We start from the raw sequence: 15,152 nt of genomic DNA, 5'->3' as shown, positions 1-15,152 counted from the left end.
ATTCATCTGATGTTACAATAAAACTGATAGTAGCTTTAAGTCAGATACCTTGAAAATTAGCTTGAAGTCCAAATAAAGGAGGAAAATATGACATATGTAGCCACTTGGGCGACTGAAAAATTAAATAAAAACGAAATTGCCAAACTTGAAAAAGACGGATTGGCAGTTTTTGACGATTTTTCTAAAATAATCAACACACCTTGGGAGAACATCTCAAAATATTACTATATGTACTTCAAATATGCGGGTTTAACGGTGCAAAAGCCGCAAACTGATGGCAAGTTTATGTTACGTGTCAAAATTCCAGCGGGAATGATAACTGTTGCTCAGGCTAAATTGCTTGCTAATCTTGCTTTAAGGCGTGGCGGTGGTTTTCTTGACATCACAACGCGTCAATCTGTTCAATATCATAACATTAAATTTTCTGAACTACTTGATACTTTTTCTGAAATCGAGGCTGTTGGCTTGACAACACGTGGTGCTGAAGGCGATATTAATCGAAATGTTATTGGTAATCCGCTTGCGGGCATTGATAAGTTTGAATGTTTTGATGCGACACCGACACTCATGAAAGTACATACTTTTTTTCAAGGAAACACAGATTATTCTAATCTGCCACGCAAATTTAAGATTTCTGTTTCGGCATCTACGATGAACTCTGCCAATGCTGAAATTAATGATTTGGCATTTTTGCCTGCGACTAAGAAAATTAACGGTCAAGTCTATAAAGGTTTTGCCGTAAAAGTTGGCGGTGGTTTGGGCGCTAAGCCTTATTTAGCGCAATATTTGGACTTGTTTGTTAAGCCCTCTCAAGTGGTTAAGGTAGCTGAGGCAGTTGTGCGCATTTATCGTGACCATGGTTATCGTCGCAATCGTGCCAAGGCTCGAATTAAATTTTTACTGGAAGATTGGGGCGTTGCAAAATTTACAGATGAGTTACTTAAACTCACTGGACCACTTGCATCGGCAGGCGAAAATATAACGACTTCTTGGTCAAATGGTTTAGTTTTAGGTGTTCACCCCCAACGTCAATCAGGCTATTCTTATATTGGTGTTAGTGTGCCAACAGGTCGGATTGCTGCCAAGGATCTGGCAGAATTTGCCAAAATCGCTGAGCAGTATGGTCGTGATGAAATTCGTTTTGATCACTCGCAAAATCTGCTGATACCATTTATCAAAGATACTGATTTGGCGGAAGTTGTTGCGCAACCGATTTTCGAGAGGTTCTCGCTTGAAACGTCGCGTTTTCAAGATTACGGCATGACTTGCACAGGTAACGAATATTGCAATCTTGCCTTGACATCAACCAAAGATATTTCACGTCAACTTTTGACTTATCTGGACGATAACTTCCAGTTTGAACGTCCTGTTCGTGTAATTTTGACAGGCTGTATGAATGCTTGTGCCCATCGCAATATTGCTGATATTGGCATTCAAGGTGTTGCTGCGCGTGATAAAAATCGTCAGCCGATTGAGGCGTTTACAATTGCTATTGGTGGAACGTTATTAAATGACGGACACTTTAATGAGGACATCAAAGGCAAAGTACCTAAGTCAATCTTATTGCCAGTGGTTAAGGATTTGGTGTCAGTCTACGCAGAACAAAAACACGAAAATGAAACTTTTTATGACCTTTTTGAGCGAATTGGTCTAGTACCATTTCAAGATAAATTGAGTGAGAGTCTAGCGCGACATGACCAATAAAGTTTATCTCGTCGGTGCAGGAACTGGTGACCCTGAACTTTTGACGTTAAAAGGTTTGCGCTTGTTAAAATCAGCTGATGTAGTTGTTTATGATCGCTTAGTTAATCAAATTTTATTGTATCTAACCAAGGAGGAAGCCCAATTGGTCTACGTTGGTAAAGCTCCTAATGCGCATGCTAAAAGCCAATCTGAAATCGAAGACTTACTTGTGAATTTTGCCAAAAATAATAAATCAGTTGTTCGTTTGAAAGGTGGCGACCCCGCTATTTTTGGTCGCGTTGGCGAAGAAATGGCGCGTTTGCGAGCTGAGAATATTCCCTATGAAGTCGTACCAGCTGTGACTGCTGCAAGTAGTGTGAGTAGTTATGCGGATATTGCGATTACGCAGCGTGGTATTGCGGAGCGTGTTTTGATCATGACCCCGCATGAAACTTTGGCAGATTTTGCTGATTTAGATTTGGTCGCTACATTGACAGCGACAACACTTGTTTTGTATATGGCTGTTGGGAATTTACCAGCTATTTTACAAGCTCTATCAAGTCAAGCTGTTCCTGAAACCATGCCGATTGCTGTGATTGAAAATGGCACATTACCAAGTCAGCGAACAATTCTCTCAAATTTGGGAGACTTATCAGCTAATCTTGTTCAAAAAGCACCAAAAAATCCAGCACTGATAGTTATTGGTCATGCTGTTAAATTTGGCTCTGACAATTCATGGTTTCAACAATTACCAAAATTTGGCAAGCGAATTTTGCTTGTCAGGCGGCAACTACCAAAATTTGAAGAAATAATAAAATTTACGTCACAAGGTGCAGATATTTGGCTGACCCTTGTTGGAGAAAAGCGCCAAAATCGCTTTGCTAATCTTGACAAAGTAAGACTAACACAGAATTTTGATGAAATCGTTTTTCGTGACGGTACAAGCCAAGCAGATTTGGATGCGTTAATCTGATGAAGAAGGAAATTTTTACTTTCAAACGGCTTGTTCTTGTTATTGCGACAACGGTTTTCTCATTTTCTAGCTCAACCACAGCTTTTTTTACAATGGGACTAAAATCGCTGATTTGGTTAGCAGTAGCAGCCGTTTTCTATTTTCTGCCTTTTGCGATTATCAATTCCGAGTTTACCAGTGCCTATCCCAAATCTCAAAGCTCGCTTTATGATTGGTTGGCGGATAATTTATCGGCGAAAATCGCTTTTATCACGACTTTTATCTGGTATGCTAGCTATTTTGTTTGGATGACGTCACTTTTTCTCAAACTTTGGATTCCTTTTGGTTTGCTTATTTTTGGAAAAGATATATCGCAAATGACTACGATTTTTGGGGTTTCTGCTAAAATGGTGCTGACGATATTGACGATATTTGGCATTGTAATGCTAACGACCATTATCAATCGCGGTTTTTTGAAAATCGCAAAGCTCATGTATGTATCAAGTATTTTGATGATTGGTCTCCTGATATTGACAGTTGGGACAAATCTTATTTTGTCACTTAGTCACCCAGACATGATTCTGCCGAATCTGAAAAAAGCAGCAACCTCTAAAACTTTTTTTGAAACGACAAATCTGACAGGTTTTATCTCACAGTTGCCTTTTTTGATTTTTGCGATAACCGCTTTTGGTGGGCTTGACACCGTGTCAAGTCTTGTCGAGAAAGTCGGTAATCAGCACAATAAATTCTCCAAAGCGCTCTTAGCAGGTGGCGGTATCGTCTTGATTTTCTACTTTTTGGCTATTGTCAGCTGGAGTATGGGGACGACTGTCACGACCAACACGCAGACACATCTCGGTAATCTCATGTATGCGCTAATGTCTCAGCTTGCACGTAACATTGCGCCAAACAGTCCGCTGATTTCGGAACTCTACGTCCGCTACACCGCCCTTGTCATGTTTACCGCCTACCTCGCGCTCCTTGCTACGATTGGTTATGCGCCGTTGAAGGTTTTGCTCCATGCGGGTAACAGGCAGATTTTTCCAGATAAGTTGCTGAAAACGAATGAAAACGGTATCCATTTTAAAGCAGTTCGTGCGCAAGCTATGATTATAGGGGCTTTTGTCTTGCTGGTTTCAGTCGGTACACCTCTTGTGACCACGCTCTATAATCAGTTGACCTTGATGACAAATCTCGCAAGAAGTTTGCCCTATTTGCTAGTTGCGACAGCCTATCCATTTTTCAAGGAAAAATTTACCTCAGATTATCTGAAATTAGTCAAACATTCAGCAGTAGCAAGGGTGTTAGCAAGTTCAGTTGTCATGACCGTTTTACTTGCAATTGGTTTTGAAATTTACACAACAATCGTCTCTAATGGTGTGATAGCAACGCTGTTTCTCATCATCGGACCCCTTATTTTTGCCATTTTAGCCAACTACTTATATGAAAGAAAAGCCAATGAAATCAATCCTCTACGTCGTTCACGGCAGTCAAATTCCTGAAAAAAATGCGCAATTAGCTGATCTTCTTATAAAAGTTGGTCAAGAAACAGCAACAATTATAAATTTGCAAGAAATTGCTTATTTGGAGCGCCAAACTGATACGATTGAAATTGTCGCTGAACGCTTGATAGAAAAGGGGACTAGCGAAATTCTTGTCGTGCCAGTTTTACTTTTTCCAGCCATTCACACCTTGGTTGATATACCAAACGAACTAGCCTTTATTGCAGAAAAATATCCGCATGTTCAAGTCACATTACTCAAAAATTTTGGCGACGAACAGCCGATTTTTGAGATTCTCAGTGATAAAGTGGCGCAAATTACCTCAGATGAGGTGATATTATTGGCACACGGTACGCGACATTTTGCAGAATCTTCAGTTATGTTAGAGACTATTGCCCGAAATCTCTCAGAAAAAACGAGTAAAATTGTTCGGGCAGTAGATTATCTAGGTAAAGGCAATTATGATAAAGCAATTAGCGAAAATTTAGAAAATAACATTAGTCAAACCGTTATTCCTTTCTTTTTGTATGACGGCGATTTGGTTAAAAAACGCATTCATAAGAGCGTTTGGGCGATTGACCCGACGATTGCTTTTACGACACCGCTCAATTTTGATTCTCGCATGATAACTGCACTTGCCGACATTATCCGCGAAAGGAAACAGTATGATACCGATTTTATACGACTTACGTGACACAAAAATCCTTGTTATTGGTGGCGGAAAAGTCGCAACGCGCAAGATTTTACGGCTATCACAAGAAAATGCGGACATTACCGTGATTGCACCTGACATTTCTCAGACGATAGCAAGTCTTGTCTCAGCTAACAAAATATTGCGCAGACCCTTTCAAATAGGCGATACCACAGGATATGATATGATTTTTATCTGTACGTCTGATCAACTAACCAACCAAAAAATTGTCAAAGAAATTCAGCCTTATCAATTGCTCAATGACACGACCAATCACGATAAGTCAACCTTTTTTTCGATGGCAGAAATTGATTATAAAAATATTAAAATAACTCTGAGTTCTGGTGGTCTCAACCCATCTGAAATTAAAAAAATAAAAGAAAAGTTAGTCACATTTTTACATGAAAAAAATTAGAATCGGTACGCGGGAAAGTCCGCTTGCCATGCGCCAAACACAGATTATCATTGACTTGCTCCGAGAAAAAATCGGGCTTTTTGACTATGAAATCATTTCAACCAAAACCTTGGGCGATAAATTATTAGATATTTCTTTGAAAGAAATTGGCGGAAAAGGTGTCTTTGTTAAGGATATTGAGGCGGGACTTTTGACGGGCGAGATTGATCTGGCGGTGCATTCGGCTAAAGATATGCCTTTCAAACTTCTGTCGGGTTTGACGATTGGAGCAATTGCGCCAAGGGCTGTGGTAAATGATGTGCTGATTTTTAGAGATTCAGCTGTTAAGTCTTTAGCTGATTTACCGCCGAATGCTGTGATTGGCACGTCAAGTTCACGGCGAGATTTGCAACTTTTGGCGCTGAGAGCAGATTTAAAAATCACAGATAGTCGTGGCAAAATAGAAACGCGATTAGCTAAGCTCCAAAATGGCGAATTTGATGCGATTATCTTAGCCGAGGCAGGACTTGCGCGCATGGCTTACTTAAAAGACTTGACTTTTCAGCGTTTCAGCATTTCTGAATGTGTGCCAGCTGTCGGACAAGGAGCTTTAGCAGTTGAATGCCGAAAAGATGATATTGAAATGTTGACTATATTAGAGAAAATCACAGATAATGTCTCTGCACAAGCAGTTGCCATAGAACGCGAATTTCTCGAAGTTTTAAATGGCAATTGCGAGTTACCACTTGGTGCCTATGCGGAAAAAATTGGCGAAACTTGGCAATTAACAGCTTTTTTAGCAGAAAATCGCGAAATTTCGGGGAAAAAAGTCATCTTGATGAGTGAAACCCCTCAAAATTTAGGTAGAAAAGCAGCGGAAAAATTGTTATGGAAAAAATGATTTATACAGGTTTACCACGGCATTTCAAACGCAAGGCGGAAAATTTTGCCAAACGTGGCTTTGAGCTGATTTCAGTTCCTTTGATTGAAATTCTTCCTATTTCCTTTGACGAACCGGAATGTGAGTGGGTTTTATTAACGAGCCAGTCGCCTCTTGAGTTTTTGTCGTCGTTTTTTTTAGCAGATAAGAAAATCGCTGTGATTGGCAAGGAAACGGCTGCAGCAGTGACAGAAAAGTTAAATCGCAAAGTTGATTTTATCTCATCTGTTGCCACTAAAGTTGATTTTGTGCAGTCATTTTCTAACGCCAAGCCAGTGGGGGCGATTTTTTATCCCAAGTCCAACTTAGCAGATAATTATATCGAAAAACACTTACCCAACCTCATATCTGCCAGTGTTTACGAAAATCATTTGCCTGAAAATGCGAGAGAAACGCTTAAAATTCAGTTATTTGATGCGCAAGTCAAGGCTTTGTATTTCAGCTCGCCGTCAACTTTTCAGCGTTTTATTGATATGGAAATAAAAGCTGAAAATCTCAAATTTTATGCTGACGGTAGGACGACACGGGAATTTGTGGCTAATTATTCTTCTAAAAATATTTAAAATCATGCGAGCAAATCGTTTTTTTTTACGTATAAGATAGTGAGAGGTTATCTTATGCTAGTGGCACTTGGCGAAACGAACGAAATTGTGAATTTGCTAGAGATCAAGAAAAGTGATTTGGCTGAATTGTCAAAACAGTATTTGCGTTGTCCTGCTTGCAAAAGTCAGGTTCGTTTAAAAAATGGTGCTGTCAAAATGCCACATTTTGCACATATTTCTTTGCAAGTTTGTCAGCATTTTTCTGAAAATGAAAGTTTTCAACATTTAACCCTGAAAAAGCGTTTGTACCAGTGGTTCAAACAGACCGAAAGAGTTGTTGTTGAGCAGTTTTTGCCTGACTTGCAACAAACGCCAGATTTGCTAATCAATAATCAAATTGCCATTGAAATCCAGTGCAGTCATTTGACAACGCAACGTTTGCGCGAGCGAACTGACAATTATCGAGTGCATGGCTATACTGTTTTATGGCTTATGGGAAAGGACTTGTGGCTAGGCGAGTCGCTTTCGACACTCAAGAAAAATTTACTTTATTTTTCGCAAAATGCTGGCTTTTATTATTGGGAATTGGACTTAAAATATGAGAAAATTCGTCTGAAATATCTAATTCATGAAGAGTTGACTGGAAAATTGCAGTATTTGACACGAGAATTTGATTTTGGTTCTGAAAATTTACTGCAAATTCTAAGAACGCCATTTGATAAAACTTCTGCAAAATTGGCGATTAAAATTCAGCAGAATATACCAAAATTTATCGCACGCCAACTTTATTATCAGAATCCCAAATGGTTGAAAATTCAAGAAAAATATTATCGAAATGGTCGGAATCTCTTGACTATCGCGAATTTCCCAATCACGATAGCACCCGTTGGTTTGAAGATGTTGACTTGTCAATTTGAAGCGTTATCAAGTGATGATTTTTGTCAAATAACAGCTGACCTTACAAGTTACTACCACCATTTTCTAAATTATAAAAATAATAAAATGGTGTATCCGCCTGCTTTTTATGCTAAAATAGAAAGTGAAAAAGGAGCAAAAAATGGTAAAAAAACGTGATGAAATTGATGAAAAATATAAATGGGATTTGTCAACAGTTTTCGCAACGGATGCGGACTTTGAGGCAGAACTTGCGACGATAAACGATAAGCTGGATGGTGCGCGAGATTTGGTGGGGCGTTTGACGCAATCAGGTGCGGAATTGTTGCGCGTGACGGAGTCTGAGCTTGCACTAGAGCGGGCGGTTGAAGGGCTCTATGTTTATGCGGCAATGAAAAATGACCAAGATACAACTGTTAGTCTTTATCAGGAATATCAGGCCAAAGTGACATCGCTTTATGCCAAATTCAGTGAAGTTTTCGCTTTTTATGAGCCAGAATTTATGACCTTGTCAAGTGAAAAATTGGCAGAATTTGTCGCAAGTGAACCTATGCTTGAAAAATATACTCATTTTTTTGAAAAACTATTGGCAAATAAAGCACATGTTTTGTCAAATGTTGAAGAAGCCTTGCTTGCAGGTGCCAGTGAGATTTTTGGTGCGGGTGCTGAAACTTTTGAAATTCTTGACAATGCTGACATCATTTTCCCAACAGTCAAAAATGACAAGGGCGAAACCGTGCAATTAACGCATGGTAATTTCATTTCTTTGTTAGAATCTCCTAATCGTGAGGTGCGAAAGGGTGCTTATCAGGCGCTTTACAGTGTCTACAAGCAATATCAACATACCTATGCGAAAACGCTCCAAACCAATGTTAAGGCGCACAATTTTACTGCTAAAACGCGCAAATATCGCTCAGCGCGTGAGCTAGCACTTGCTGCTAATCATGTGCCAGAGACGGTTTACGATACGTTAGTTTCGGCGGTCAATAAACATTTGCCTTTGTTGCAACGTTATCTGAAACTTCGGGCGGAAGTCCTTGGTATCACTGACCTTAAGATGTCAGATATTTATGCACCTTTGTCTGACTTAGATTACAATTTTACCTACCCAGAAGCCATTATCAAAACACAGGAAACACTAGCGATTTTTGGTAGCGAGTATAGTAAAAATGTCGCACGTGCTTTCAATGAACGTTGGATTGATGTTGAAGAAAATAAAGGTAAGCGTTCAGGTGCTTATTCGGGTGGTTCTTATGATAGCAATGCTTTTATCCTTTTAAATTGGCATGATACGTTGGACAATTTATTTACCTTGGTGCATGAAATGGGGCATAGCATGCACTCAACTTTTACACGTGAAACACAGCCTTATGTTTATGGTGATTATAGCATTTTTCTCGCCGAAATTGCGTCAACGACTAATGAAAATATCTTGACTGAGACTTTACTTGCAGACATAACGGATGATAAAACACGTTTTGCTGTACTCAATCATTATCTTGACGGTTTCAAAGGCACTGTTTTTCGTCAAACTCAGTTTGCTGAATTTGAGCATGCCATTCATCAAGCCGATCAAAATGGGACTGTTTTAACGAGCGACTATCTTAATAACCTATATGCGCGTCTCAACGAAAAATATTATGGTTTGAAAGCGGTTGACAATCCTGAAATTCAATATGAATGGGCGCGGATTCCACATTTTTATTATAATTATTATGTTTTTCAATATGCGACTGGTTTTGCTGCGGCAAGTGCTTTGGCAAATAAAATTGTCCACGGAAAAGCTAGTGACAAGGAAAATTATCTCAATTATTTGCGTGCGGGAAAATCAGATTATCCGCTAGATGTGATTAAACGTGCTGGTGTTGATATGTTGTGTGACACCTATCTTGAGGAGGCTTTTGCTGTTTTTGAGGAACGTTTGACTGAGCTTGAAACGCTTGTCAAAAAAGGTGCGCACAAATAAATGACAGAAATTAGAACTTTAAAAAGACAAGACGAAGTCGCTTTCATGCGATTTCAACAAGAATTATTGACTGAAAATAACATTTTTGTGCAAATAACAGAACACACAGATTTTGTCGCTTATCTTGATGACTCTAAAAAATACGAAACATCGCCGAACAGCCCTGAGCATTCGACGATGACGGTTTATTATCATATCACGGATGAGGGCGATATTGCTGCAAGTATCACTTGTTGTTGGCAGCTTGAACAAGGTAATTTGAGCCAAATTGGTCATATCAGCTATCGGACAGCTTTGTCTTATCGAAAACAAGGTATTATGACCGAACTTTTACAGTTTGCATTTGAAAAATACCGTCAGCGTGGTATTTTTGACGTGCTAATTACAGCGCTTGAGGACAATCTTCCTAGTCGTAAGACGATTGAAAAAGTTGGTGGTTTGCTTGAAAATATTATCGAATTTGATGAAAATGGCAAAACAAAACGTTTAGCGCGTTATTGGATTCATCTGAAGAAGGCAAAAACAGTCAAATCTTACACGAAGCATGCTAATCCTAATATGCGTAGACCTGTTGTTAAGCCTGAAATTGTTGACTTTATGAGAACTGAGCAAAAACAGTTGCATGGTTTTTTAGCTGAGATTGAAAATTTTGCACATGCTGAAAACGTGCCAGTTATTCCGCATGAAACGGTTGTTTATTTTCAATTTTTATTGCAGAGTTTGCAGCCTAAAAACATCCTAGAAATTGGGACAGCGATTGGTTTTTCTGCACTTTTAATGGCGCAAGCCTCGCCAAGTGCTAAGATTACAACCATTGAGCGAAATTCTGAAATGGCTGATTTGGCGCGTGAAAATTTTGCCAAATATGATGTGCGTAGGCAGATAAAACTGCTTGAAGGCGATGCGGTTGATGTTTTGACGAGTCTGAGTGATACCTATGATTTTGCTTTTATGGACTCAGCGAAATCAAAATATATCGTTTTTTTGCCAGAAATTTTAAAACGTTTGTCAATCGGCGGTATTGTTGTCATTGACGATGTTTTTCAAGGTGGCGATGTGACTTTGGATGAATCTGAGATTAAACGTGGTCAACGTGCGATTTATCGTGGTTTGCGAAAATTGTTTGAGGCAACTTTAACAAATCCAGATTTAACAGCGACTTTGCTCCCGCTTGGTGACGGCATTTTGATGATTCGTAAGAATATAGCAAGCATTAATTTAGCTTAATTTAAGTTATTAAATAGAATTTGTGGTATAATGATCAAGAATGATTATGAAAGGTAGTAAAAAATGAAATTGAAAAAAATGGGGCTTGTTGTTGTGACAGCTCTTTCGGCGATGATGTTGGTGGCGTGTTCTAAAGATAGTACAAATACTGATATTGTGACGATGAAGGGGGACACGATTACTGTTCTTGACCTTTATGAACAGGAAAAAATTCAACCAACAACTGGTGCAGAAACGATTTTGCAAAATATGACATTGAACAAAATTTTTGAAAAAGAATTTGGTAAAAAATTGACGAAAGCTGATGTTCAGAAAGATTTTGACAAACAAAAAGAATCTATCGGGGAAAATTTTGTAGCTGCTTTGGCGCAGGCCAACTTGACTGAAAAGAGCTTTAAAGCGTCTATTCGCGCTGGACTTTTGCAACAAATGGCAATCAAAAAAGACATCAAAATTACAGATGACGATTATAAAAAAGCTTTTGAAACTTATCATCCAGAAGTTGAGGCTTATATCATCTCAACGCAAAATGAAGAAGAAGCTAAGACAACAATCGCTGATGGTAAAAAAGATGGTGCAGCTTTTGATAAGACGGCTAAAGAAAAAGAAGCTGAAACGAAGTTCACTTCTGCTGATACGCAAGTACCAATTGAGGTAAAAGAGGCTGCTTGGAAGCTCAAAGAAGGCGAAATTTCAGCCGAACCGATTCCTGTTGCTGACCCAACATATGGCACAACTTCTTATTATGTTGTTAAAATGATTAAAAGTTCTGACAAAGGAACTGACTGGAAAAAGTATAAAAAAGAGCTTAAAGAAGTTATTACGTCAGAAAAAATGTCTGATATAACTTTTGTGAATAGTATCTTTGCCAAATATTTGACAAAATACAATGTTAAAGTGAAACCAGAAGAGTTTTCAGCGATTTTCTCAGATTATGAAGCAGCAGTGACAGCTTCGACTGAAACCTCTAAATAATCAAAACAACCAGAGAGATAGCGGTGGTGAGAGTTATCGGTTTTTGATGTGTGCAAATTATATACTTGCTTAATTATAAAAAGCGAACGTAACTTTTGAGATAGATTAGTCAACGGCGAAGTGGTGGCTCTAACCAAAAGTGTTAATTTTTATAGTTAAACGACTATAACGTGTAGAGCTAACTACCTTATCAAATGCTATACCTTAACCAAATGATTGGTTGAGGATACTGAGACGATGATTCATCGTGAATAAGGGTGGTACCGCGGTTTTGCGCCCCTTGCTTACGGTGTATTGTTGTCTTTTATATTTGATAAAAACTTCACAAAGATACTTGTCATGAAGAAGTATCAAATTTGAACGGAATCCTTGGTCAAGCGGTGGCAAATTTGAAATAACTGATAAACTCGGCAATCATCAACGGCATTTTATGGGAAAGTTCCAAGCCTTTTATGATGACGAAGCCTGACGGCAGTCAGATTTTGGAGATTTAAAGTAACTCTTTCAAGTTGCGAGGTGACTTTGGCAAATAAAGCTATTTAGCTTTTTCAAGGCGAAACTCAAGATTAATAATCTCGGACTTGCTGTTCAAGGTGATTTTTGAGATACGGATTTTGAGCTTTCGCAAGAATGGGGCAACTTAGTTCGACTTATAACCTTGAAGTTTACGATAATAACTTTGCTGTTGCAATTGATTTTGTTAAAACAATAACATATACTTAATAATTAAAGGAAAAATAAAATGAAAAAAATGACATCCCAAGAAGTACGCCAAATGTTCCTAGACTTTTTCAAGTCCAAAGGTCATACAATCGAGCCATCAGTGAGCTTGGTGCCAGTCAATGATCCGACTTTGCTTTGGATTAACTCGGGTGTTGCGACGCTCAAAAAATATTTTGATGGGTCAGTCATTCCCGAAAATCCTCGGATGACCAATGCGCAAAAAGCCATTCGGACAAATGATATTGAAAATGTTGGGAAAACAGCGCGTCATCATACCATGTTTGAAATGCTGGGTAATTTCTCAATTGGCGATTATTTTCGTGCGGAGGCAATTGAATGGGGCTTTGAGCTTTTGACAAGTCCTGATTGGTTTGATTTTCCAGCGGATAAGCTCTACATGACTTACTACCCTGATGATAAAGATTCCTATAATCGTTGGCTTGAAGTCGGCGTATCAGCGGATCATTTGATTCCAATTGAAGATAATTTTTGGGAAATTGGTGCTGGACCAAGTGGACCAGATACGGAAATTTTCTTTGACCGTGGCGAATCATTTGACCCCGAAAATATTGGGATTAAACTTTTGGCTGAAGATATTGAAAACGACCGTTATATTGAAATCTGGAATATTGTTTTGAGTCAATTTAACGCTGATCCAAGTGTGCCGCGTAGTCAATACAAGGAATTGCCGCATAAAAATATTGATACAGGTATGGGGCTTGAGCGCATGGTTGCGGTCATTCAAGGGGCGCATACCAATTTTGAGACGGATCTGTTCATGCCAATTATCCGTCAGATTGAGCAACTTTCTGGCAAAACTTACGATCCTTATGGCGATAACATGAGTTTCAAAGTCATTGCCGACCATATTCGCTCGTTGGCTTTTGCTATTGGCGACGGTGCCTTGCCTGGAAATGAAGGGCGTGGCTATGTTTTGCGCCGTTTACTTCGTCGTGCCGTTATGCACGGTCGAAAACTTGGGATTAACGATACTTTCCTTTACAAGTTGGTCAAGATTGTTGGCGAAATCATGCAGTCTTACTATCCAGAAGTGCTTGAAAAACGTGACTTTATTGAGAAAATTGTCAAACGTGAGGAAGAAACTTTTGCGCGTACGATTGATGCGGGAAGTAAACTGTTTGACGAAGTTGTTGCTAAGCTGAAAACTGAAAATAAGACGGAGATTTCAGGTAACGATAGTTTCAAACTTTATGATACTTACGGTTTCCCGCTTGAATTGACGAAAGAGCTGGCTGAGGATGCAGGTTTTACCATTGACCAAAATGGTTTTGATGTGGCGATGAAGGCGCAACAGGAACGTGCGCGCGCAGCCGTTGTCAAAGGTGGTTCGATGAACAAACAATCAGAGGTCTTGACGGCGTTACAAGACAAGTCTGTTTTCTCTTATACAGAAAACACGTTGGTAACAACTTTGACAGCTATTATTCAAGAGGACAAGCGTGTCAAAACGGCAAAAAATCTAGCGCAAGTCGTCTTTGCTACAACACCGTTTTATGCTGAAATGGGCGGTCAAGTTGCTGACCACGGTGTCATCAAAGATGCGGCGGGCGAAATTGTCGCAAACGTCACAGATGTACAGAAAGCGCCGAATGGTCAGCCGTTACATACGGTTGACATCTTGACAGAGCTGTTTGAGGGTGAAACTTACACGCTTGCTATTGATCGGAAACGTCGCAATGGGATTGTCAAAAATCACACGGCAACACATTTGCTCCATGCCGCGTTGCACAATGTTTTGGGGAATCACGCCACACAGGCTGGTTCACTTAATGACGTTGACTTTTTGCGTTTTGACTTTACGCATTTTGCGGCGGTAACGGCTGATGAATTGGCTGAAATCGAACGTCAAGTTAATGAAGAAATTTGGCATGCACTTGACGTTTTGACCGTTGAAACGGATGTTGCAACTGCCAAGGAAATGGGTGCTATGGCGCTCTTTGGCGAAAAATACGGTAAAGTTGTGCGTGTGGTTACCATTGGCGACTATTCAGTCGAGCTTTGTGGTGGGACGCATGTGGCAAATACAAGTGAAATCGGTCTGTTCAAGATTGTCAAAGAGGAGGGAATTGGCTCTGGCACACGTCGGATTTTGGCGCTGACTGGCAGACAAGCCTTTGAGGCATTTAAAGCACAAGAAACGATTTTGAAAGATGTGCAAATTTTGGTTAAATCGCCACAGCCTGCGCAAATCGTTGCCAAAATCGAAAACTTGCAAGCTGAGCTGAAATCAGCTCAAAAAGAAGTCGACAGTTTATCAGCGAAAATGGCATCAGCGCAATCTGATGAGCTTTTCCAAAATGTTCAAACTGCAAACGGTACAAGCTATATCGCTGCTAAAGTGGCAGCAAGTGATGCGGGGGCATTGCGTCATTTGGCGGATGTTTGGAAAATGAAAGAGAGTTCAGAGATTTTAGTGCTGGTTGCGCAAATTGGTGAGAAAGCGACTCTCTTGGTGGCAAGTAAGTCAAGCGACATCAAGGCTGGTAATCTGGTCAAAGCGCTTGCGCCGTTTATTGACGGTCGTGGGGGTGGTAAACCTGATATGGCCATGGCTGGTGGGACGAAACCTGCGGGAATTGCTGAACTTCTTGACAATGTTGGGGCGAATTTGTAAGGAGTAAATTAAATAGAAAGAATGAATG

The 15,152-nt window shown here is 39.6% G+C and carries 12 protein-coding genes and 1 pseudogene; all 13 read left to right on the top strand.

All coding sequences use genetic code 11. The annotated features are described in order from the left end of the window. The first annotated feature begins 87 nt into the window (after positions 1–87). The 13 genes and pseudogenes from Hs30E_RS01455 to alaS all read left to right on the top strand — a co-directional run bounded on the left by Hs30E_RS01455 (position 88) and on the right by alaS (position 15,124). Positions 88–1,704, top strand: a complete 1,617-nt coding sequence (locus tag Hs30E_RS01455; RefSeq protein ID WP_172207447.1) for a nitrite/sulfite reductase — start codon at positions 88–90, stop codon at positions 1,702–1,704. Continuing rightward, the gene (gene cobA / locus Hs30E_RS01450) at positions 1,694–2,656 is read left to right on the top strand and encodes a uroporphyrinogen-III C-methyltransferase (protein WP_172207446.1); all 963 of its coding nucleotides are present in this window, start codon (positions 1,694–1,696) and stop codon (positions 2,654–2,656) included. Before Hs30E_RS01455 ends, cobA begins: the two co-directional genes overlap by 11 nt. Beyond that, positions 2,656–4,137 carry an amino acid permease gene (locus tag Hs30E_RS01445; protein WP_172207445.1) on the top strand — a complete coding sequence of 494 codons (1,482 nt, stop codon included), beginning with the start codon at positions 2,656–2,658 and terminating at the stop codon, positions 4,135–4,137. The genes cobA and Hs30E_RS01445 overlap by 1 nt, the downstream gene beginning before the upstream one ends. Beyond that, positions 4,079–4,831, top strand: coding sequence for a sirohydrochlorin chelatase (locus Hs30E_RS01440; protein WP_172207444.1), 753 nt, complete (start codon positions 4,079–4,081; stop codon positions 4,829–4,831). Before Hs30E_RS01445 ends, Hs30E_RS01440 begins: the two co-directional genes overlap by 59 nt. Continuing rightward, positions 4,803–5,243: a precorrin-2 dehydrogenase/sirohydrochlorin ferrochelatase family protein gene (locus Hs30E_RS01435; protein ID WP_172207443.1), complete on the top strand. Its 441-nt coding sequence runs from the start codon at positions 4,803–4,805 to the stop codon at positions 5,241–5,243. The genes Hs30E_RS01440 and Hs30E_RS01435 overlap by 29 nt, the downstream gene beginning before the upstream one ends. After that, complete coding sequence (hemC, locus tag Hs30E_RS01430; RefSeq protein WP_172207442.1) at positions 5,230–6,123, top strand: hydroxymethylbilane synthase; 894 nt, start codon at positions 5,230–5,232, stop codon at positions 6,121–6,123. The genes Hs30E_RS01435 and hemC overlap by 14 nt, the downstream gene beginning before the upstream one ends. Further along, positions 6,111–6,725, top strand: a complete 615-nt coding sequence (locus Hs30E_RS01425) for a uroporphyrinogen-III synthase (RefSeq protein ID WP_172207441.1) — start codon at positions 6,111–6,113, stop codon at positions 6,723–6,725. Before hemC ends, Hs30E_RS01425 begins: the two co-directional genes overlap by 13 nt. 54 nt (positions 6,726–6,779) lie before the next feature. Beyond that, complete coding sequence (locus tag Hs30E_RS01420; protein ID WP_172207440.1) at positions 6,780–7,778, top strand: competence protein CoiA; 999 nt, start codon at positions 6,780–6,782, stop codon at positions 7,776–7,778. Further along, on the top strand, positions 7,762–9,564 hold the full coding sequence (gene pepF / locus Hs30E_RS01415; protein ID WP_172207438.1) for an oligoendopeptidase F: 1,803 nt from the start codon (positions 7,762–7,764) through the stop codon (positions 9,562–9,564). Before Hs30E_RS01420 ends, pepF begins: the two co-directional genes overlap by 17 nt. After that, positions 9,565–9,987, top strand: a pseudogene (locus Hs30E_RS11455) (GNAT family N-acetyltransferase); the annotation flags it as partial. A gap of 135 nt (positions 9,988–10,122) precedes the next feature. Continuing rightward, entirely contained in the window at positions 10,123–10,791 is a 669-nt protein-coding gene (locus Hs30E_RS11060; RefSeq protein ID WP_172207466.1) for an O-methyltransferase, read from the top strand. Positions 10,792–10,854: 63 nt separating this feature from the next. Beyond that, the gene (locus Hs30E_RS01400; RefSeq protein ID WP_172207437.1) at positions 10,855–11,766 is read left to right on the top strand and encodes a peptidylprolyl isomerase PrsA; all 912 of its coding nucleotides are present in this window, start codon (positions 10,855–10,857) and stop codon (positions 11,764–11,766) included. 742 nt (positions 11,767–12,508) lie between these two features. Next, entirely contained in the window at positions 12,509–15,124 is a 2,616-nt protein-coding gene (alaS, locus tag Hs30E_RS01395) for an alanine--tRNA ligase (protein WP_172207436.1), read from the top strand. The last annotated feature ends 28 nt before the right edge of the window (positions 15,125–15,152 follow it).

The organism is Pseudolactococcus hodotermopsidis, assembly GCF_011170085.1.
GTDB lineage: Bacteria > Bacillota > Bacilli > Lactobacillales > Streptococcaceae > Pseudolactococcus > Pseudolactococcus hodotermopsidis.
Note: the sequence above shows the minus strand (reverse complement) of the source record. Positions and strands in the feature narration are given on the sequence as shown.

Excerpts from the sequence above, each read along its gene's own strand:
- Hs30E_RS01455 (WP_172207447.1), top strand. The coding sequence starts at position 88 with ATGACATATGTAGCCACTTGGGCGACTGAAAAATTAAATAAAAACGAA.
- cobA (WP_172207446.1), top strand. The coding sequence starts at position 1,694 with ATGACCAATAAAGTTTATCTCGTCGGTGCAGGAACTGGTGACCCTGAA.
- Hs30E_RS01445 (WP_172207445.1), top strand. The coding sequence starts at position 2,656 with ATGAAGAAGGAAATTTTTACTTTCAAACGGCTTGTTCTTGTTATTGCG.
- Hs30E_RS01440 (WP_172207444.1), top strand. The coding sequence starts at position 4,079 with ATGAAAGAAAAGCCAATGAAATCAATCCTCTACGTCGTTCACGGCAGT.
- Hs30E_RS01435 (WP_172207443.1), top strand. The coding sequence starts at position 4,803 with ATGATACCGATTTTATACGACTTACGTGACACAAAAATCCTTGTTATT.
- hemC (WP_172207442.1), top strand. The coding sequence starts at position 5,230 with ATGAAAAAAATTAGAATCGGTACGCGGGAAAGTCCGCTTGCCATGCGC.
- Hs30E_RS01425 (WP_172207441.1), top strand. The coding sequence starts at position 6,111 with ATGGAAAAAATGATTTATACAGGTTTACCACGGCATTTCAAACGCAAG.
- Hs30E_RS01420 (WP_172207440.1), top strand. The coding sequence starts at position 6,780 with ATGCTAGTGGCACTTGGCGAAACGAACGAAATTGTGAATTTGCTAGAG.
- pepF (WP_172207438.1), top strand. The coding sequence starts at position 7,762 with ATGGTAAAAAAACGTGATGAAATTGATGAAAAATATAAATGGGATTTG.
- Hs30E_RS11060 (WP_172207466.1), top strand. The coding sequence starts at position 10,123 with ATGCGTAGACCTGTTGTTAAGCCTGAAATTGTTGACTTTATGAGAACT.
- Hs30E_RS01400 (WP_172207437.1), top strand. The coding sequence starts at position 10,855 with ATGAAATTGAAAAAAATGGGGCTTGTTGTTGTGACAGCTCTTTCGGCG.
- alaS (WP_172207436.1), top strand. The coding sequence starts at position 12,509 with ATGAAAAAAATGACATCCCAAGAAGTACGCCAAATGTTCCTAGACTTT.